Origin of the sequence: Sphingomonas sp. IC-56 (assembly GCF_021043375.1) — a bacterium.
Classification (GTDB): Bacteria; Pseudomonadota; Alphaproteobacteria; order Sphingomonadales; family Sphingomonadaceae; genus Sphingomonas.
On sequence record NZ_JAJNDV010000001.1, the window covers coordinates 35085 to 52917 of the forward strand.

Here is a 17833-nt window from a genome sequence, read left to right on the forward strand (position 1 = left end):
ATCAGCGCGCGGGAGCCCAGCGCACCGTGTCGCCGATCCGGATGCCGAGTTCGGCTGCCCGGCCGCCGTTGATCTCGAGCACCGCGCTGACCACTTCGCCTGACTTCACCGGCGTTTCGGAAAACGGCTCAACATTCGCGGCGATCGAAGCGATCGTCCCGTTCTTGCGAATGAAGATGATGTCGAGCGGGCTAGGCGTATTCTTCATCCAGAAGCTCGCTTCGCGCGGCGGTCCCTCGGCGGGATACGGCACGAACAACATGCCGCCATCGGCGGGAATGTCGGTGCGGAACATCAGCCCGCGGCTCTGCTGAGCCTGGGTACGCGCAACCTCGACCTTGAATTGGTGAGGGCCTGACGCAGTCTGCACCGTGACGATCATCCGCCCGGCACTGGGCTGGGCCGGTGCGGTGGAAACGCTCTGCGCCGCTGTGGCGCACCCGCAGACAAGCAACGCCCCTGCGGCGATAGCCGAACTCCAGCGTCGCCGCGCCATACCCATCACTTCAACCTGCCCTTTCGACCACGACTGCCAAGGGGCCCTTGTCGCCTTCGACGATACGCGCCCTGAGCGGCTCGCCAGGCTCCACATCTTCGACCTGCCCTTGGCGGAGCGTCTCCATGTGCACGAATATATCAGCGGAATCGCTGTCGCGCACCACGAAGCCATAGCCCTTCAGGCGATTGAACCACTTCACCGTGACATCGACGAACGGGCCCGCGTCATCGACCAGTTTCAGCCGGTCGACGCGGTCGCCCCCGCGCTTCACCGGCTCCACCGCCTCAGTCAGATCGATTGAATGGATCGTGCGCGCCTGAAGTCCCCGCTGTCGCTTTATGACAACACATTCCACGCGCGCGCCCTCGGGCAAGCTGCGGCGGCCATGTTCCTGAAGAACGGAGAAGTGGATCAGAATATCGCCTATGGACGGGTCGTCGGCCACCAGGAAGCCGAACCCGCGTGTGACGTCGAACCATTTAACGGTGGCCGAGTAGGTAGCGCCCTCTGAATCCGTCCCCACGGATTCGGAAGAACCGCTCATCTCGCCAGCCGCTGGCCGAAAGACGCGCTCGTCACTTGGCGCAAGCTGTGGATCAGCACGCATTATTGTTATCCCCCAAGGCACCAACGTTAACACAGCATTTTCCAGAAATGGAACTGCTTTGTGATTATCGGTCCCAATCGGGGACAAGCATCCACGCCACATCTTCTCCCGGTGCCATCCGCACGATGGTACGTGAAAGGTCCAGCGCATGGCCGGCGCGAAGCATCGCGCCCAGTTGCTTCTGCTGTAAGGCCCGCTCCGCCTGCGCCGTTGCAAACGGCCCAATCCGCTTGCGGCGAGCAAATTCGAGTGCGCTTGGCACTGCGTCTGCCTGAATGATTGGCGCTATATGGTCGGCATCTTCGCCCACTACGCCGGAATGGCGCAGCGCTTCGCCCACGCGCCGGCTGCCCAGCCCCCGCCGGGCCATCGCCCCCGCCTTGCTTTCGGCATACAGCCGATCGTTGACATAGCCCAATTCGGCCATGCGCTCCGACAAGCCTTCGGGGTCCGGCCGTTCTTCTCCACCCCATCCCCGCTCGCGCACTTTCCGACGCAAATAGTCGGTTAGCCGACCTCGTGTCGTCGCATAACGCTCGACATAACGGAGCGCGAGCCGCTCAAGGCTGGAGGGGTCAAGCGGTGGGGGAGTGGCTTTCGTCCGCGGCATGCGCCATGATTGTGCCACACTGGCAACCGATTTTGAACGGTAGTGCATAGCAGAGCCCGTGCCTTTGGCGCGCGGCGGGTCGCAAACGGTCTGCAGCATGCAGGGGCATGAGAGTTTAAGAATGAATTTGGACGTTACGGTACCACTCGACAGCCAGGCTGAAGCCGCCAAGCTCGTCCCCACGGCTACCGAGGATTCCTTGCCGCGCCGTTTTGCGGATTTCGCCACCTTGGGCGACGCGCTGGATTACGCCGCCACCGGCCGCCGTGGCCTGAATTTCCACGATGCGCGCGGCAATCTCGTCCGCCCCTATCCTTTCTCCGAGCTTCGCCAGGACGCGCTGCATCAGGCCTATCGCCTGATCGAAGCGGGCGTGAAGCCGCAGGACCGGATCGCGCTGATCGCTGAAACGGGGGCCGAGTTCGCGTCGCTCTTCTTCGGCGTGATCTATGCCGGCGCCTGGCCGGTGCCGCTTCCGCTCCCGACCAGCTTTGGCGGGGCGCAATCCTATATCGATCAGCTCCGCGTACAGCTCGACAGCTGCGATCCCAGCATGCTGATCTATCCGCCCGAAATCGGCGCCATGTGCGCCGAAGCGGCGCGGCTCTCCGATGTTGCCGGCGTGGACTGGTCGGAATTCGGCAGCCGGTCTGCGGCCGAGGTCGTGCTGCCCAAGGCGGACACCACCGATATCGCCTATCTGCAATATTCCAGCGGTTCGACGCGTTTCCCGCACGGAGTCGCGATCACCCACAACGCACTGCTCAACAACCTGGCGGCGCACAGCCACGGCATGCAGCTGGTCGAAACGGACCGCTGCATCTCCTGGCTGCCCTGGTACCACGACATGGGCCTAGTCGGCTGCTTCCTGTCGATCGTCGCGAACCAGGTTTCGACCGACTATCTCAAGACCGAGGATTTCGCCCGGCGTCCGCTCGCCTGGCTCGACCTCATCAGCCGGAACGGCGGCACCACCCTCTCCTATTCCCCGACCTTCGGCTACGACATCTGCGCGCGCCGCATGTCGAGCCAGACCCGCGCTTCCGACCGCTTCGACCTGTCGCGCTGGCGCGTGGCGGGCAATGGCGCCGACATGATCCGTCCCGACGTAATGCAGTCGTTCGTCGATGCCTTCGCCGACGCCGGGTTCAAGGCAACGGCCTTCCTGCCGAGCTACGGCCTGGCGGAAGCCACGCTCGCCGTTTCGATCATGCCGCCGGGTGAAGGCATCATCGTCGAGTTGGTCGAAGAAACCCAGCTCTCCGGCGGCTCGCACCGCGCAGGTCGCCCGCAGCGTTTCCGCGCCATCGTCAATTGCGGCAAGCCCGTGCGGGACATGGAAGTCGAAATCCGTGAAGAGGACGGCACGCCGCTCCCTGAAAAGGCGATCGGCAAGGTCTGGTGCCGCGGCCCCTCGGTCATGGTCGGCTATTTCCGCGACGCGGAGTCAACCGACGCCTGCATGAAGGACGGCTGGCTCGACACCGGCGACATGGGCTATATTTCAGAAGGTTACGTCTACATCGTCGGACGGGCCAAGGACATGATCATCGTCAATGGCCGCAACCATTGGCCCCAGGACATTGAATGGGCGGTCGAGCAGCTCCCCGGCTTCAAGCAGGGTGACATCGCGGCGTTCGCGATCACCACGCCGGGCGGTGAAGAAACCCCCGCAGTGCTCGTCCAGTGCCGCACTTCGGACGAAAAAGAGCGCGTCCGCCTGCGCGACGAGATCCGCGAGCGGGTCCGTTCGGTTACCGGCATGAACTGCGTGATCGAACTGGTACCGCCACGCACCCTGCCCCGCACCAGCTCGGGCAAGCTTAGCCGCGCCAAGGCTCGCAACCTGTACCTCAACGGCGAGATCAAGCCCTACGATATCGCTGCCTGAGGTCGCGCGCCGGCCGGAACTTGGCCTTAAAAAACCCGCGCATTCCGGGCTGATTGCAACCACTCGCTAACTTCCCACCGGGTACATCGGCCCGGTGAGTAGCCAGACCAGATCCCAGTTCGCCACGCCGCACATCGATGCGCGCGTCTTGCTCGGGCTCCGCGATCCCGCGGATGCGACCAATTGGGGCCGCATCCGTGCCGCGCAGCTGCATGCGGGCAGCCAATTGGCGCTGTTCATGCTCGCCGCCAATCTCATCGGCGCCGCCATGATCACGCTGCTGCTGGCACCGCTGGTGCCGGTCTGGGAGCTTGCGGGCTGGGCTATCCTGGTCGGAGCCACAAGCTGCGTCGTCGCCTTCCGCCGCCTGTCCAGGCGCAACCGCGAGGTTGTGTTCGCGGACCTAAAGGACGTGCGCGACACGGCCTATGAAGGGCTGGCTTTGGGCGCCGCCTGGGCCGTCCTTCCGCTCGCGTTCGGCCACCATGCCGACGCACGGGTAGCGCTCGGCCTATGGGTCGTCCTCTCGCTGCTCATGACCGCCTTCGCCTTCGCCATGGCGGCGCTGCCCCTCGCCACCATCGCCTTCATTTCGCTGATTGGCCTGTCGACCACTCTCTCCCTGGTGACGGCGGGCTCGCCGGTACTTGCGAGCGCAGTCGCCCTGTTCACGCTCCTCCTCGTCATGGCCACCACCAGCCGTAGCAAGGCGCTTGTCGTGATTCGCGCCAACGAAATGGCGCTTGCCGAACGCGACGAGACCGTCAGCCTGCTGCTGCGTGAGTTTGAGGAGAACGGCTCCGACTGGCTGTGGGAGATCGATGCGCAGCGCCGGATCGTGCGGGCGAACCCCCGCTTCGCCGTATCGCTCGGGGTCGACCCTGCCACCATGAACGGCACGCCATTCCTCCAGGTGCTGGCCGGCCCCACCTGGGAGGCGGGCAATTTCTCAGCGGGCCTCCGTGAGCTCGCCGAAAAGCTGAAGAGCCGCGAGTCCTTCCGCGACTTGCTGCTCCCGGTGTTCGTGGATGGCGAAGAGCATTGGTGGGAAATGTCGGCGTCGCCGCGCTTCGATGAACGCGGTGCGTTTTGCGGCTTCCGCGGCGTCGGGTCCGACGTCACTGAACAGCGGCGTTCGGCCGACAAGATCAACAAGATGGCGCGCTTCGACACGCTCACCGGCCTTCCCAACCGGCTGCTGATCAACGAGAGTCTTCAGCGCGCCATGCAGGAAGCGGAGCATTGGGGCTCGCGCTGCGCCTTCATGATGATCGACCTCGACCGCTTCAAGGCAGTGAACGACACGCTCGGCCATCCCGTCGGCGACCGCTTGCTCGGTCGCGTGTCGGAACGCCTCCAGACGCTGGTCAGCGAAAACGAGATGATCGGACGCCTCGGCGGCGACGAATTCGCGGTGGTCGTGCGCGACGCGAGCGATACTGCCCGCACCGAACGGCTCGCCCACACGATCATCGACGTGCTCTCGCGCCCATACGAAGTCGACCAGCACACGCTGTATATCGGCGCTTCGGTCGGTCTGGCGATCGGCCCGCGCGACGGACGCAGCGCGGAGATGCTGATCCGCTCGGCGGATCTTGCGCTGTATCGCTCTAAGGATGCCGGCGGCGGCGTCTTCCATGCCTATGAGCCGCAGCTCCACGTGGTGGCCGAAGAACGCCGCGTCCTTGAAATCGCGCTGCGTGGCGCGGTCGAAAAGGGCGAGATGCATCTTAATTACCAACCGGTGGTCAACGCGGCCAGCGGCCAACTCACCGGCTTCGAAGCCTTGCTGCGGTGGCAGCATCCTGAACTCGGCAATATCTCGCCGGCGAAGTTCGTGCCGCTGGCCGAGGAAGCCCGCCTCATCGCGCCGATCGGCGAATGGGTACTGCGCACCGCCTGCGACGAGGCTGCACGCTGGGACCTGCCGGTCCGCGTCGCCGTAAATGTCAGTCCCGAGCAGCTCCACAATCCTGCTTTCGTGTCCGTGGTCGCGCAGGCGCTCGCCCAGTCCGGCCTTCCGCCCGAGCGACTCGAACTGGAAGTCACCGAAAGCGTGTTCATGCGCGAAGGTACGCAGGCGCTTCAGGTGCTCGAGCGGATCCTTGATCTCGGCGTCCGGCTCAGCCTGGATGATTTCGGCACCGGCTATTCCTCGCTCGGTTATCTTGCCCACACCCGCTTCAGTTCGATCAAGATCGACCGCAGCTTCGTCCAGGGCGCGTCCAAGGGCACCAAGGAGGCGATCGCCATCATCCGCGCCGTCGTGGCGTTGGCCGACAGCCTCGGCATGGCCACCACCGCGGAAGGCGTCGAGACCGAGGAAGAGCACCAGATGGTCCAGCAACTCGGCTGCTCCAAGGTTCAGGGCTATTATTTCGGGCGCCCGCTTCCCGTTCAGGAAGCCCGTGTTCTGGCAACGCGGCAAATCGGCGGCAGCGTCGCTGCATGATCGCACTTGCCGAGCGGGCAAGGGCTCGCTAAAGCCGCGACCCGCACAGGGGCGTAGCTCAGCTGGTTAGAGCGTCGGTCTCCAAAACCGAAGGCCCTCGGTTCGAATCCGAGCGCCCCTGCCATTTGCGCCCAGCCGTATTCCGGAGTTCGCATGTTCCGCGCCATGTACGACTGGGTCTTGCGCATGGCGCATCATCGCCATGCCATGCGCAGTCTGGCCGCGGTCTCCTTCGCCGAAAGCAGCTTCTTCCCGATCCCGCCCGACGTGATGATGGTCCCGATGGTGCTCGCACGCCGCGACCAGGCCTATCGGATTGCCGCGGTTTGCACGATCGCATCGGTGATCGGCGGCATGTTCGGCTATGCGATCGGCTATTTCCTGCTGGAAAGTGTCGGCCAGTGGGTAATCAACCTGTACCACATGCAGGACAAGGTCGGGCAGTTTCAGGCGATGTATGCCAATTATGGCGCCGCCATCATCCTGCTCAAGGGGCTGACCCCCATCCCCTTTAAGCTGGTGACGATCGCGAGCGGGATCGCGCAGTTCAACTTCCCTCTCTTCGTCATTCTGGCGACCGTCACCCGGGGCGCGCGCTTCTTCATCATCGCCGCGCTGCTCAAGCGCTTTGGCGAGCCGGTGCAGGCGTTCATCGAAAAGCGGCTCAACTACTTTGCCTGGGGTTTCCTCATCCTGCTGGTAGGCGGCTTCGCGGCAGTCGCCTACCTCTGAGACGCGCGGCAGCGGCCCCGCCGCGCCGGCACTGCAATGGCTTGCTTTTCGCGCCCCGCCTCGCTAGGTACGCAACCCAATCCGACAGCGTGATGGGAAAGCGCCGGTTCCTTCTCGAAGGGCCCGGCAGCGGACCTATGCCCCGCTCTAGGAACAAAGTTTGAAGCGAGGATAGCCAGCGGTGGCCAAGACCAGTCCCGTCGAATTCGTGAAGCAGGTCCAGGCCGAGACCAAGAAGATCGTCTGGCCTTCGCGGCGTGAGACCGTCATGACCGGCGTCATGGTCGTGATCATGACCACGCTGCTTGGCCTGTTCTTCTTCGGCGTCGACGCGATGTTCGACGCGATCGTCCGCTTCCTCCTTAGCCTCGCGCAGTAAGGATCAACAGATGTCGCGCTGGTACATCATCCACGCTTATTCGGGTTTCGAAGGCAAGGTCCGCGATCAGATCATGGCCGACGCCACGCGTCTGGGCCTCGACCGGCTCGTTGATGCCGTCGAAGTGCCGACCGAAACCGTGACGGAAGTCCGCCGCGGCAAGAAGATCCAGTCCGAGCGGAAGTTCTTCCCGGGCTATGTGCTCGCCAAGCTCGAGATGAACGACGACGTCTATCACCTGGTGAAGAACACGCCGAAGGTGACGGGTTTCCTGGGTTCCTCGGGCAAGCCCCAGCCGATCAGCGAGGCCGAAGCCGCGCGCATCCTCAACACCAAGGATGAAGCTGCCGCCGCCGCGCCCAAGGCGAAGCTCAAGGTGGATTACGACATCGGCGACACCGTCAAGGTCATCAGCGGCAACTTCGCGACCTTCTCAGGCGTGGTCGAGGAGCTCGACTACGATCGTAACCGCGTGAAGGTGTCGATCTCGATCTTCGGTCGCGCGACGCCGCTCGAACTCGGCTTCGAAGACGTCGAGCGCGTGAAGTAAAACAGGTCTTTGGCCTAAACTTTCCTAAACTTCGGTGGGAGAGCGAGGGCAAAGTCGGGGCGCAAGCCCCCAGTAGCAGGCGTACCCGCGGGAGGCGGTCTTTGGACCGTCGCTTGCACCGCTAAACTTGAACGGACGCGGCTTCGGCTTCGTCCTCTACAGAGTGAGTGACCAATGGCTAAAAAGATTACCGGCTATATCAAGCTGCAGGTGCCGGCCGGCGCCGCAAACCCCTCGCCTCCGATCGGCCCTGCTTTGGGTCAGCGCGGCGTGAACATCATGGAATTCTGCAAGGCGTTCAACGCCTCGACCGGTGACCAGGAAAAGGGCACGCCCCTTCCTACCGTCATCACCGTCTATGCGGACCGTTCCTTCTCGTTCGAGACCAAGACGCCCCCGGCGACCTACCTCATCAAGAAGGCCGCGAACCTGAAGTCGGGCTCCAAGGAGCCGGGCAAGGTTTCCGCCGGAAAGATCAAGCGCTCGCAGCTCTCCGAGATCGCGACCGCGAAGATGAAGGATCTGAACGCCAACGACATCGAGGCAGCGACCAAGATCATCGAAGGCTCCGCCCGCGCGATGGGCCTCGAAGTGGTGGAGGGCTGAGAACATGGCTAAGCTGACCAAGAAGCAGAAGACCTGGGCGATCGACAGCGAGAAGCTGCACGGCGTCGATGAAGCCATCGCGCTGGTGAAGTCCAACGCGACCTCCAAGTTCGACGAGACCGTCGAAGTCGCGCTGAACCTGGGCGTTGATCCGCGTCACGCAGACCAGATGGTCCGCGGCGTGGTGACCCTGCCCAAGGGCACCGGCAAGACCGTCCGCGTCGGCGTGTTCGCCCGTGGCGCGAAGGCTGAGGAAGCCACCGCAGCTGGCGCGGACGTCGTCGGCGCCGAGGACCTGATGGAAGCCATCCAGGGCGGCAAGATCGACTTCGATCGCTGCATCGCCACCCCGGACATGATGGGCCTGGTCGGCCGTCTCGGTAAGGTGCTGGGTCCCAAGGGCCTGATGCCGAACCCGAAGCTTGGCACCGTGACCATGAACGTCGCTGCCGCCGTTGAAGCCGCCAAGGGCGGTCAGGTCGAGTACCGCGTCGAAAAGGCCGGCATCATCCACTCCGGCATTGGCAAGGCATCGTTCCCGGCCGAGGATCTGCGCGCGAACTTCGACGCGCTGGTCGACGCAGTGGTCAAGGCCAAGCCGACCGGCGCGAAGGGTAAGTACCTCAAGAAGGTTGCACTCTCCTCGTCGATGGGCCCGGGCGTGAAGGTGGACACGGCGGAAGTCGCCGCTGCCTGATCGCGTCAGAGCATCCAAACAAGAAAGGGCCGGGAGCAATCCCGGCCCTTTTCTTTTGTCGGACGGCTTCGGCCCTCAGCTATAGAATTGCGGCAGCCAGTTGCGGGTTACCGTCACCCGATCGCCCAGCTTGGCCGCGCGGAACAGCAAGGCCGCGAACTCATCGGGCAACCCGATGCAGCCATGCGTGGCGTAGCGATTGTCCACCGTGTCCCCGCTCCCGTGCAAGGCGATGCCCGTCCAGGTCAGCCGCATCATGAAGGGCATCGGCGCGCCATAGATGTTGGAGATGTGATCCCGCTTCTTCTGCAGGATCTTGAACGACCCGAGCGGCGTCGGCTTGTCGTCATTCCCGTAGATCAGGATCGTCCGCCCGATCTCAACGCCGCCGCGATAGACATAGAGCCGGTCGCGCGCGACATCGGCGACGATCTCCAGCCTTCCGCTGACCGACCGTGTCGGCTCCCACAGATACTCGCCTTCTTCCAGGTCGGTGTCCGTAGAGAGTATTTCCGTGACGACAGGCCCCTGCGCAGCGCGAGCGGGGGGCGCCAGGAACAGCGGAAGGAGCAAGCCGAGCAGGAAGAGCAGCCGAACTGCGCGGCGGGTGGCGGGCAGGAAGGGTGTCAGCATTGTCATGCGCGCTGATATCGCCTCGATCGCCGCCGCTGCCCACCCCCGGATTCCGGCTGTGCCGGCCAGGCACAGCCCCGCGGCACGTTAACCCATGGAGGCCGCAGGAAGAATCGGTTGACTTGGCGGCTGCCCCCGCTATGTGCGCCACTTCGTCGGGTGCATGCACCTGGCGTTCCGTCCGAGACAGCGAGTGACCGGAATATGCCGGTCTTAATCTCTCGCCAAGACGGGGACAGATTTCATGGCGCTCTGTTCAGCGGAGCGTCCGGGTCATGCCAGGGTCCAATCTCCGGCTGACGATCGTGCCCCTCGGACTTGTGTAACCGGAGCCCCTCGGGGCTTCATAACGAGGAGACCGGCATGGATCGTTCCCAGAAGGCTGACGCCGTTGCCGAGCTGAATCGCACCTTTAACGAAGTTGGCGTGGTGGTTGTCACCCGCAACCTCGGGATGACCGTCAAGCAGTCGACGGACCTCCGCAACAAGATGCGCGACGCCGGTGCGAGCTACAGGGTCTCGAAGAACAAGCTTGCCAAGATTGCCGCAGAGGGCACCGATTACTCGGTGATCTCGGACCTGCTTACGGGTCCGACGGCGCTCGCCTCTTCCGCCGATCCCGTGGCTGCGGCCAAGGTCATCGCGGAATTCGCCAAGACGAACGACAAGCTCGAAATCGTCGGCGGAGCAATGGGCGCGACGCTGCTCGATGTGGAGGGCGTGAAAGCGCTCGCGACGATGCCGTCGCTGGATGAACTGCGTGCCAAGATCGTGGGGCTCATCGTTGCGCCCGCGACCAAGATCGCAACCATCACCCAGGCGCCGGCCGCGCAGATTGCGCGCGTCCTTTCGGCATATGCGGAGAAGGAAGCCGCCTGAGCGGCTCCTTCGAGACCATTACCCTAATAACCTATCTGATTTGATTGGAGTTTATCATGGCTGACCTTAACGCAATCGTCGACCAGCTGTCCGAGCTGACCGTTCTCGAAGCAGCTGAGCTGTCGAAGCTGCTCGAAGAGAAGTGGGGCGTTTCGGCTGCTGCTGCAGTTGCAGCTGCTCCGGCTGCTGGCGGCGGCGCCGCTGCTCCGGCTGCTGAAGAGCAGACCGAGTTCGACGTGATCCTCACCGGCGACGGTGGCAAGAAGATCAACGTCATCAAGGAAGTCCGCGCGATCACCTCGCTCGGCCTGACCGAAGCCAAGGCGCTCGTCGAAGGCGCTCCGAAGCCGGTCAAGGAAGGCGTGTCGAAGGACGAAGCCGAGAAGATCAAGAAGCAGCTGGAAGAAGCTGGCGCGACCGTCGAGGTCAAGTAAGCGTCAGCTGCGCTTTGCAGCTACAGGAAAGGGCGGCTCCGAAAGGGGCCGCCCTTTTTCTATTCCGCCCTTTGCTATTCCGTGCCCGCGGCTTTGATCGTCCAGTTCTGTGTACCGCAACTTGGGCAGGATGCAGGTACACGCGTGAAATCGTTGGTAAGGCCGAACGCTTCGGTGAGCACGGTCACGCGGCTGTGTGGCGCCCCTACCTCTCCTGCAATACAGGCGTCGCACAGCGACTGCGGTTTACGGGATTCGAGCAGGTCCTGGATCTTCTTCGCGAGCATGGCGACGACGTACCGAACGCCGCGCGCGCCCTTCAACAACACGCGTTAAATCTAGACATCCGTGCAGATGACGAACCGCTCGGCGTCAGGCTGCGACTGCTGACCGCGAAAGGTACCGCGACGCAGCCAGCGGGCCTGCCACCGGTCGATCCAGCCAGATCGGGCCGAGCTTGTCCCCCTGCCCCGGCGTGCCGGCCAGGAAGTCCGCGCCGAAGCGCCGGATCGAAATACCCGCGCGCCACCGCAGGTCGACAAGCACCATCGGCACGAACATCGGCCTGCCGGCAAGTTGAACGATGTGCAGCGCCTCGCGCGGAAGCGCCAGACGCACCGGGATGCGTCCGCCAGCTCCAGAGGGAAGGTCAAAGGGCGGCACCGCGCCATCGCCCAGCAAGGTGGCGGCGTGGAAGGCCGCTGCGTGCCGGTCCTGATCGGGATTGGCACTGAGCATGGTCAAGTGCACCCGCACATTCTCGGCCGCCTCGCGCTGGCGATTGCCAAGCAGCAATTCAAGCTCGATCACCACCTCATCCGCGCCAACGCTCAGCCGCTGCGGGCGCAGCGATATCTCGAACGGCTCACCACTTGGCTGGGGTGCCTGCACCGGGGCCGCACGCGTGCGTGACGGTACTGCGGCAGGTGCAAGTGCAGGTGCAGGCGCCGCGGGTGCAGGCGCGGCGGGTGCGGTAGCCAATCCAGTCTGATCGGATGCAGTTCGCGGAGCCAGTACCGGCTCGGAAGCGGCATGCTGCGCTTCATCGTCGTCCCCGGCTCGACGCCGCCGAACCAGGTTATAAGCCCCGAACCCAAGCGCCACAGCGCCGCCCCCCGCCAACGCCCACAACCAGCCCGGCACACCGCGAGATGCGGACGTTTCGGGCGAAGGGGTCACCACAGCAGAGGGCGTGGCGACAGGCTGCGGCAGGGCATCTACGGGCACAGGCGGCACGACCGGCACAAGAGGCTCTGCGGTTGGCTGCGGGAGCGGCTCGGCCGGCGCACTCCGCTCAGGCGTCCGCCGCTCGGCCGCTGCCGGCGTAGCGCTCGCGCGCGGAACAGGGCTGGACGTCGGCGCCGGCGTCGGCGCCGCGCTGGGCTCTGGCGTCGGAACCGGGGTAGGCCTTGGTGGCGACAGCGTAAAACGCTCGGGCACGACACCTGGCAACGTGCCCTGCGACTCTGCCGGCGGGGCCGTGGACGCAGGCGGAACCTCCTGCGCACGGCCAGCAGCCGGCAGGATCAGTGCGGTTGCAGCCATTGCAGCGGACGCGCGCAGCACCGCGTTCTTTCTCGTCGAAAAATGCACCGCCGACTTCTAGCGCCTTCAAACTGAACTTGCGCTGCACATCAGCCCATATCCGCAACCGCTCGCCTCAGCCGCATTCATGGGCGCAGCAACTGTCCGGGCCATTTGGTGGCTTGGCGATAGTAAGCCGTCCCAGGCCTCGTGCCGCAATCAGGAACGCTCAAACCACGATCTCTCCGGTCAGCGGAGAAGAGGAACCCAGCGAAGCTGGTGGAAGGGGCGTGGCGGCGGCGATACAGTTTGGGAAAGCCCCCTTCCGTCATGCCGCCGCATCCGACCGCCCCGCGCTGACGCGACGGAGGGTGAAGCGCCCCGCTCTCTAAGCGCCTACTCTCGCCGGGTCTCGATCAAGCGCACCACTTCGTCGGCCAACTCCATCAGCCCCTCGCGCTGGTCGGCGTTTAGCCCGCCGGGTCGCGGCTTGGTGTCGATCGCGCACAGGCTGCCCAGGGGAACGCGCTCGCTCGTGATCAGCGGGTAGCCGGCGTAGAAACGGATGTGCGGCTCGCCCACCACCAGCGACATACGCGCGGTGCGTGGATCCCTTGCCAGGTCGTCGATCTGGAACAGATACCCCTGGCGGATCGCGATCGCGCATACCGATGTTTCCAGCGGCGTTTCGCACGTATCCACGCCGATCCGCGCCTTGAACCATTGCCGGTCGGCATCGATCAGGCTCAGCAACGCGATCGGCACCTCGCAAAGATGCCTCGCGCGCTCTACCAACAGGTCGAAAGACGGCTCGGGCGCGGTGTCCAAAATGCGGTAGCTGCGCAATGCCGCCAGCCGTTCACCTTCAAGATCTGAATGCTCCGTCTTCATGATACGCCTCATCCGGTGCACATCCTCCAACCAATAGCCGAAGAAATCTATCCGTCCTATAAGCTGTTGATTTCCTTTATGGATGGTTAGCATATCAGCCGAGGATTGAAGATAGCGCTACCAGAAACCGGCTAGAGCACCAGCTTCATAATTGCGCATCCTGCGAACCTTCGGCTTCGCAAGGTGTTCACCTCCCACAGCCGCACCAGAGGTGGGCGGTTATCTATGCGCACGCCCCTTCAACCGCAGGACCCGACGCGGAATGGAAATCTTTGAATTCCTCGTCCTGCTGCTGTTTGCGGCGGCTGTGCTGCTCGCCGGATCCAGCAGGATGGGTGTTCCCTATCCAACGCTGCTCAGCCTGCTTGGAGTGGCCGTCGCACTCACGCCGATCGCCCCCACCATCGGCATCGATCCCAAGCTGGCGCTAGCCGTGTTCATTGCGCCCGCACTGCTCGACGCTGCCTTTGACACCTCGCCGCGCGAGCTGAAGCGATTGTGGATGCCGCTGCTCGCCCTCGCGGTCGGTGCGGTGGTCACCACCGCGGCGGTGGTGGCGCTGATCGGCTGGTACTGGATAGGCCTGCCGCTTGCTGCCGCCTTGGCGCTGGGCGCAATCGTAGCCCCGCCCGACGCAGCGGCCTCCACCGCCATCCTGAACCAGGTACGCTTCTCGCGGCGCTCCACGCTGGTGCTACAGGGCGAAAGCCTGCTCAACGACGCCAGCGCGCTGCTGTTGTTCGGCGCCGCCACCGCCGCGGTCACCGGCTGGCATGAAGAACGCGAAGTCTGGACGCTGGCGCTCGCCGCGCCCGGCGGCATCGCGCTCGGCCTGGCGCTCTCCTGGGGCTATCAGCGGCTCACCCCGCTCTTCTCCGGCACTCACTCTGCCACGATCGTCGAATTCACCGCCACCTTTGGCGTGTGGATCATCGCCGAGCGTCTTCACATGTCCCCGGTGCTCGCGGTGGTCGCCTTCGCCATGCTCACCGCGCATCACGCCCCGATGCGTCAGACCGCACGCGACCGGGTGCAATCCTATGCCGTCTGGGCAGCGGCGGTGTTCGTGCTCAACGTCATCGCGTTTCTCGTCATGGGGACGCAGGCGCGCGCGATCCTTGCCGCCCTGTCGCCCGCCGAGCTGCCCCGGGCGATTGGCTTCGCGCTGGTGGTGCTTGCCGCGGTCATCCTGGTCCGCCTGTTCTGTGTGCTGGGCTATCGCGCATTCAGCGGCTGGCTGTGGCAGCGTTTCCGTCCCGCCTGGCTCGCCGAGCCCCCGCCCTGGAAGCTGTCGCTGCTGGTATCCTGGTGCGGCATGCGCGGCCTGCTGACGCTCGCCACGTCCTTCGCGCTGCCGCAGGACTTTCCCGGACGCGATTACATCGTGCTCGCGGCCTTCACGGTCGTGCTCGGCACCCTGGTCTTGCAAGGGCTGACACTGCGCCCGCTGATGCGGCTGCTGGATGCCGAAGCACCCGCCAGCGAGCTGGCGGACGATCTGGGGAAGGCACGTCGCACCTTGCTGGCGGCAGGCGTGGAAGCGGCCGATCGGGAGCCCAGCGACGTGGCCCAGATGCTGCGAACCAAGCTCGCTGCCGCCCGCGACGTCAGCCATTCGGACGATCCCCAGGGCGCGACAGCGTTCGACCGTGGCCTCGCCAACGTCGTCGCCGCGCAGCGAAAGTGCCTCAACGCCATGCGCCACCGCGACGAGATCGCCGAGGACGTATTCGATCGCCTGCAGGAGGAACTGGACTGGCTCGAACTCGCCGCGCGCCCCAACCGTGAGATCGAGGTGCGAGAGGCGTAGGGCTTACTTCCAGTCGTACTGCAATTCGCCCTGGCGAAAGGCGAAGCGGTCCAGGTGGCTTTGCACCACCCCCTTCAACCCTTCCAGCTGCTCGACCGAGGATGCGTCGATGCGTAGGTCCAGCCCGTCTTCCACGGCGTTGAAGGTGACCACCGCGTCACCCGGATAGTCCGCCCCGCGCACGTCCTTGGGGAAGATCACCGTGCCGTTCTCCGACGTGAACTCCACCTGCAGATTGTGCGACCAGTGCTTGCACAGCTGCTGAAGATATCGACTAGCATTATCAGTCGGAACCAGTGCCGAGGCGGTTGCGGTCGTGATGGTCATGGTCATGCTCCTTGGCCTCACATGTCGGTATCCGCGGCACTTTTGTAAACTTCCGCCAAAACCCCTATCTGCTCCAAATGGCCGATCTCTTCGCCAACCAAGAACCTCTCCAGCCTCTATCGGACACTCAACAAACCGGTCCGCTAGCGGATCGCCTGCGCCCGCAGCAGCTCGACCAGGTCGTTGGCCAGGAACACCTGACTGGCCCAGAGGGCGCGATCGGCCGCATGGTCGCGGCCGGCCGTCTCAGTTCGATCATCCTGTGGGGACCACCGGGCACCGGCAAGACAACCATTGCCCGCCTGCTCGCCGATGCCGTTGGCCTGCGCTTCGTCGCCATTTCCGCAGTCTTCTCCGGCGTCGCCGATCTCAAGAAGGTTTTCGCCGAAGCCCGCGACCATGCCCGGCTCGGCCGCAAGACGCTGCTGTTCGTGGACGAGATCCACCGCTTCAACCGCGCCCAGCAGGACGGCTTCCTGCCTTATGTCGAGGACGGCACCGTCACCCTCGTCGGCGCCACCACCGAAAACCCGTCCTTTGAACTCAACGCCGCACTGCTGAGCCGCGCCCAGGTCCTGATCCTCCATCGTCTCGATCACCGCGCGCTGTGCAAGCTGCTCGACCGCGGCGAAGCGCTCGAAGAGCGCCCCCTCCCCCTAACATCAGAGGCGAGGGACGCCTTGGTGGCGAGCGCGGACGGCGATGGGCGCTTCCTGCTGAACCAGGCGGAGACGCTCTTTTCGGTGAACTTCCCCGCGCCGCTCGATCCCGCTGCCTTGGGCGCGTTTCTCCAGCGCCGCGTCGCGGTCTATGACAAGGACCGGGAAGGCCATTACAACCTCATCTCCGCGCTGCATAAGTCGATCCGCGGCTCCGACCCGCAGGCCGCGCTCTATTACCTCGCGCGCATGCTCACCGCCGGCGAGGAACCGCTATACGTGCTGCGCCGTCTCACGCGTGCCGCGGTCGAGGACATCGGCCTCGCCGACCCGCAGGCGCTGGTGCAGTGCATCGCGGCCAAGGACACCTACGATTTTCTCGGCAGTCCCGAAGGGGAACTCGCCATCGTGCAGGCGTGCCTGTACCTCGCGACCGCGCCCAAATCGAACGCCGCTTATATGGCGCACAAGGCAGCATGGCGCAGCGCGCGCGAAACCGGCTCGCTGATGCCGCCGCAGAACATCCTGAACGCCCCTACGAAGCTCATGAAGCAGATCGGCTACGGGAAGGGTTATCAGTACGATCATGATGCCGAGGGCGGCTTCTCGGGCGATAATTACTGGCCCGAGGAAATGACGCCGCAGGCGTTCTACAAGCCGACCGATCGGGGGCTGGAAAAGCGGATCAGCGAACGCATGGCGTGGTGGGACGAGATGCGCGGGCAGCGCCGGAGTGAAGGCGAGCCGGTCTGAGCAGCGCACGCCATCGGGCAAAGCCCCCGAGCTTCACCGATTTCATCGCCATCGACTGGTCGGGTCAGGCAGTCGAGCGCCCCAAGGGACTGGCCGTCGCCCATGCACGCATGGGCACTGCGGCGCCCGAGTTGATCGACCGCGCCTGGTCTCGCCAGGACATCCTTGCGTGGCTGGAGGAACTAGCAGACCAACGCGTCCGCGCGCTGATCGGCCTCGATTTGTCCCCCGCCTTCCCCTTTGAAGATGAAGGCGCTTACTTCCCAGGCTGGGCGCTCTCACCGTCCGATGGGCCCTCGCTCTGGCATCTGGTCGACTCGCTCGCGACTTCAGACCCGCATCTGTCAGCCACCAGCTTCGTCTCGCACCCGGATGCCCGCCGGCACTTTCGCCAGCGCGGGGATTGCGGCGACCTGTTCCCGCCGGGCCGCGGTCGTTTCCGTATGTGCGAGCATGGGCAGGAACTGCTGCGGCTCTCCCCCTATAGCTGCTTCAACCTGGTTGGGGCGAGCCAAGTGGGCAAATCGAGCCTGACGGGGATGCGGGTTCTCCATAGGCTGCGTGGCAAGCTGGGCTTATGGCCGTTCGACCCGGTGCCGGACGAGGGGCCGCTTCTGGTGGAGATATACACTGCCCTTCCCTCCCGGCTCGCCGGCATGCGCAAGGGAACATCCAAGATCCGCGATGCGCAGTCGCTAGACAGCCTGCTCGACAGGTTCGGCTCCATGCCGCACCAGCCGCTTCCCCGCTATGACGACCACGCGACCGACGCCATCCTGTCAGCGGCCTGGCTGCGCCACGCAGTCAATGACCCTGACCTGTGGACACCATCACGGCTTACTCCTGAACTGGCGCGAACGGAGGGCTGGACCTTCGGCGTTCTCTGAGCCATGGAGCAGC

General features: G+C 64.5%; 20 protein-coding genes and 1 tRNA gene. 13 read left to right on the forward strand and 8 right to left on the reverse strand.

Annotated elements, in window-relative coordinates; genetic code table 11:
• Position 1: 1 nt before the first annotated feature.
• The 3 genes from LQ953_RS00190 to LQ953_RS00200 all read right to left on the reverse strand — a co-directional run bounded on the left by LQ953_RS00190 (position 2) and on the right by LQ953_RS00200 (position 1533).
• Positions 2-502, reverse strand: coding sequence for a DUF192 domain-containing protein (locus LQ953_RS00190; RefSeq protein WP_231028453.1), 501 nt, complete (start codon positions 500-502; stop codon positions 2-4).
• 4 nt (positions 503-506) lie between these two features.
• The gene (locus tag LQ953_RS00195) at positions 507-1106 is read right to left on the reverse strand and encodes a cold shock domain-containing protein (RefSeq protein ID WP_443026522.1); all 600 of its coding nucleotides are present in this window, start codon (positions 1104-1106) and stop codon (positions 507-509) included.
• Between the two features lie 64 nt (positions 1107-1170).
• A complete protein-coding gene (locus tag LQ953_RS00200; RefSeq protein WP_330999364.1) occupies positions 1171-1533 on the reverse strand; it encodes a RecX family transcriptional regulator in 363 nt (120 codons plus the stop codon).
• Between the two features lie 304 nt (positions 1534-1837).
• Between LQ953_RS00200 and LQ953_RS00205 the strand changes: the two genes are divergently transcribed.
• The 8 genes from LQ953_RS00205 (at position 1838) to rplA (ending at position 9023) form a co-directional block, all read left to right on the forward strand.
• Positions 1838-3607, forward strand: coding sequence for a fatty acyl-AMP ligase (locus tag LQ953_RS00205; RefSeq protein ID WP_231028454.1), 1770 nt, complete (start codon positions 1838-1840; stop codon positions 3605-3607).
• A gap of 85 nt (positions 3608-3692) precedes the next feature.
• On the forward strand, positions 3693-6059 hold the full coding sequence (locus LQ953_RS00210) for a putative bifunctional diguanylate cyclase/phosphodiesterase (RefSeq protein ID WP_443026533.1): 2367 nt from the start codon (positions 3693-3695) through the stop codon (positions 6057-6059).
• A gap of 47 nt (positions 6060-6106) precedes the next feature.
• Positions 6107-6183, forward strand: a tRNA-Trp gene (locus LQ953_RS00215).
• A 29-nt stretch (positions 6184-6212) separates the two neighbouring features.
• Complete coding sequence (locus LQ953_RS00220) at positions 6213-6791, forward strand: YqaA family protein (protein ID WP_231028456.1); 579 nt, start codon at positions 6213-6215, stop codon at positions 6789-6791.
• Positions 6792-6972: 181 nt separating this feature from the next.
• On the forward strand, positions 6973-7170 hold the full coding sequence (secE, locus tag LQ953_RS00225) for a preprotein translocase subunit SecE (protein ID WP_231028457.1): 198 nt from the start codon (positions 6973-6975) through the stop codon (positions 7168-7170).
• A gap of 10 nt (positions 7171-7180) precedes the next feature.
• Complete coding sequence (gene nusG / locus LQ953_RS00230; protein WP_231028458.1) at positions 7181-7720, forward strand: transcription termination/antitermination protein NusG; 540 nt, start codon at positions 7181-7183, stop codon at positions 7718-7720.
• Between the two features lie 174 nt (positions 7721-7894).
• Positions 7895-8326, forward strand: coding sequence for a 50S ribosomal protein L11 (gene rplK / locus LQ953_RS00235; protein WP_231028459.1), 432 nt, complete (start codon positions 7895-7897; stop codon positions 8324-8326).
• 4 nt (positions 8327-8330) lie between these two features.
• A complete protein-coding gene (gene rplA, locus LQ953_RS00240) occupies positions 8331-9023 on the forward strand; it encodes a 50S ribosomal protein L1 (RefSeq protein ID WP_231028460.1) in 693 nt (230 codons plus the stop codon).
• Positions 9024-9098: 75 nt separating this feature from the next.
• On the opposite strand, the gene LQ953_RS00245 is transcribed toward rplA, so the two are convergent.
• A complete protein-coding gene (locus tag LQ953_RS00245; RefSeq protein WP_231028461.1) occupies positions 9099-9662 on the reverse strand; it encodes a L,D-transpeptidase family protein in 564 nt (187 codons plus the stop codon).
• 357 nt (positions 9663-10019) lie between these two features.
• Between LQ953_RS00245 and rplJ the strand changes: the two genes are divergently transcribed.
• Both rplJ and rplL read left to right on the forward strand, forming a co-directional pair.
• The gene (rplJ, locus tag LQ953_RS00250; RefSeq protein ID WP_231028462.1) at positions 10020-10535 is read left to right on the forward strand and encodes a 50S ribosomal protein L10; all 516 of its coding nucleotides are present in this window, start codon (positions 10020-10022) and stop codon (positions 10533-10535) included.
• Positions 10536-10591: 56 nt separating this feature from the next.
• Positions 10592-10969: a 50S ribosomal protein L7/L12 gene (gene rplL / locus LQ953_RS00255; RefSeq protein ID WP_231028463.1), complete on the forward strand. Its 378-nt coding sequence runs from the start codon at positions 10592-10594 to the stop codon at positions 10967-10969.
• 74 nt (positions 10970-11043) lie between these two features.
• On the opposite strand, the gene LQ953_RS00260 is transcribed toward rplL, so the two are convergent.
• The 3 genes from LQ953_RS00260 to LQ953_RS00270 all read right to left on the reverse strand — a co-directional run bounded on the left by LQ953_RS00260 (position 11044) and on the right by LQ953_RS00270 (position 13384).
• Positions 11044-11298: a hypothetical protein gene (locus LQ953_RS00260; protein WP_231028464.1), complete on the reverse strand. Its 255-nt coding sequence runs from the start codon at positions 11296-11298 to the stop codon at positions 11044-11046.
• A gap of 43 nt (positions 11299-11341) precedes the next feature.
• Positions 11342-11950, reverse strand: a complete 609-nt coding sequence (locus tag LQ953_RS00265) for a hypothetical protein (RefSeq protein WP_231028465.1) — start codon at positions 11948-11950, stop codon at positions 11342-11344.
• 939 nt (positions 11951-12889) lie between these two features.
• Positions 12890-13384 (reverse strand): GAF domain-containing protein, encoded by a 495-nt coding sequence (locus tag LQ953_RS00270; protein ID WP_231028466.1) that lies wholly within the window; start codon positions 13382-13384, stop codon positions 12890-12892.
• A 262-nt stretch (positions 13385-13646) separates the two neighbouring features.
• Here LQ953_RS00270 and LQ953_RS00275 point away from each other — a divergent pair, with 262 nt between their 5' ends.
• Entirely contained in the window at positions 13647-15194 is a 1548-nt protein-coding gene (locus tag LQ953_RS00275) for a cation:proton antiporter (RefSeq protein WP_231028467.1), read from the forward strand.
• Positions 15195-15197: 3 nt separating this feature from the next.
• On the opposite strand, the gene LQ953_RS00280 is transcribed toward LQ953_RS00275, so the two are convergent.
• On the reverse strand, positions 15198-15521 hold the full coding sequence (locus tag LQ953_RS00280) for a DUF2218 domain-containing protein (protein WP_231028468.1): 324 nt from the start codon (positions 15519-15521) through the stop codon (positions 15198-15200).
• 77 nt (positions 15522-15598) lie between these two features.
• Between LQ953_RS00280 and LQ953_RS00285 the strand changes: the two genes are divergently transcribed.
• The gene (locus tag LQ953_RS00285; protein ID WP_231028469.1) at positions 15599-16933 is read left to right on the forward strand and encodes a replication-associated recombination protein A; all 1335 of its coding nucleotides are present in this window, start codon (positions 15599-15601) and stop codon (positions 16931-16933) included.
• A 110-nt stretch (positions 16934-17043) separates the two neighbouring features.
• Positions 17044-17820: a hypothetical protein gene (locus LQ953_RS00290; RefSeq protein ID WP_231028470.1), complete on the forward strand. Its 777-nt coding sequence runs from the start codon at positions 17044-17046 to the stop codon at positions 17818-17820.
• Positions 17821-17833 lie beyond the last annotated feature (13 nt).

Coding starts and splice junctions, on each gene's coding strand:
- LQ953_RS00285 (WP_231028469.1), top strand. CDS start 15,599: ATGGCCGATCTCTTCGCCAACCAAGAACCTCTCCAGCCTCTATCGGAC.
- LQ953_RS00290 (WP_231028470.1), top strand. CDS start 17,044: ATGGGCACTGCGGCGCCCGAGTTGATCGACCGCGCCTGGTCTCGCCAG.
- LQ953_RS00280 (WP_231028468.1), bottom strand. CDS start 15,521: ATGACCATCACGACCGCAACCGCCTCGGCACTGGTTCCGACTGATAAT.
- rplJ (WP_231028462.1), top strand. CDS start 10,020: ATGGATCGTTCCCAGAAGGCTGACGCCGTTGCCGAGCTGAATCGCACC.
- LQ953_RS00275 (WP_231028467.1), top strand. CDS start 13,647: ATGGAAATCTTTGAATTCCTCGTCCTGCTGCTGTTTGCGGCGGCTGTG.
- LQ953_RS00190 (WP_231028453.1), bottom strand. CDS start 502: ATGGGTATGGCGCGGCGACGCTGGAGTTCGGCTATCGCCGCAGGGGCG.
- rplL (WP_231028463.1), top strand. CDS start 10,592: ATGGCTGACCTTAACGCAATCGTCGACCAGCTGTCCGAGCTGACCGTT.
- LQ953_RS00195 (WP_443026522.1), bottom strand. CDS start 1,106: ATGCGTGCTGATCCACAGCTTGCGCCAAGTGACGAGCGCGTCTTTCGG.
- nusG (WP_231028458.1), top strand. CDS start 7,181: ATGTCGCGCTGGTACATCATCCACGCTTATTCGGGTTTCGAAGGCAAG.
- LQ953_RS00205 (WP_231028454.1), top strand. CDS start 1,838: ATGAATTTGGACGTTACGGTACCACTCGACAGCCAGGCTGAAGCCGCC.
- rplK (WP_231028459.1), top strand. CDS start 7,895: ATGGCTAAAAAGATTACCGGCTATATCAAGCTGCAGGTGCCGGCCGGC.
- rplA (WP_231028460.1), top strand. CDS start 8,331: ATGGCTAAGCTGACCAAGAAGCAGAAGACCTGGGCGATCGACAGCGAG.
- LQ953_RS00245 (WP_231028461.1), bottom strand. CDS start 9,662: ATGACAATGCTGACACCCTTCCTGCCCGCCACCCGCCGCGCAGTTCGG.
- LQ953_RS00220 (WP_231028456.1), top strand. CDS start 6,213: ATGTTCCGCGCCATGTACGACTGGGTCTTGCGCATGGCGCATCATCGC.
- LQ953_RS00200 (WP_330999364.1), bottom strand. CDS start 1,533: ATGGCCGAATTGGGCTATGTCAACGATCGGCTGTATGCCGAAAGCAAG.
- LQ953_RS00270 (WP_231028466.1), bottom strand. CDS start 13,384: ATGAAGACGGAGCATTCAGATCTTGAAGGTGAACGGCTGGCGGCATTG.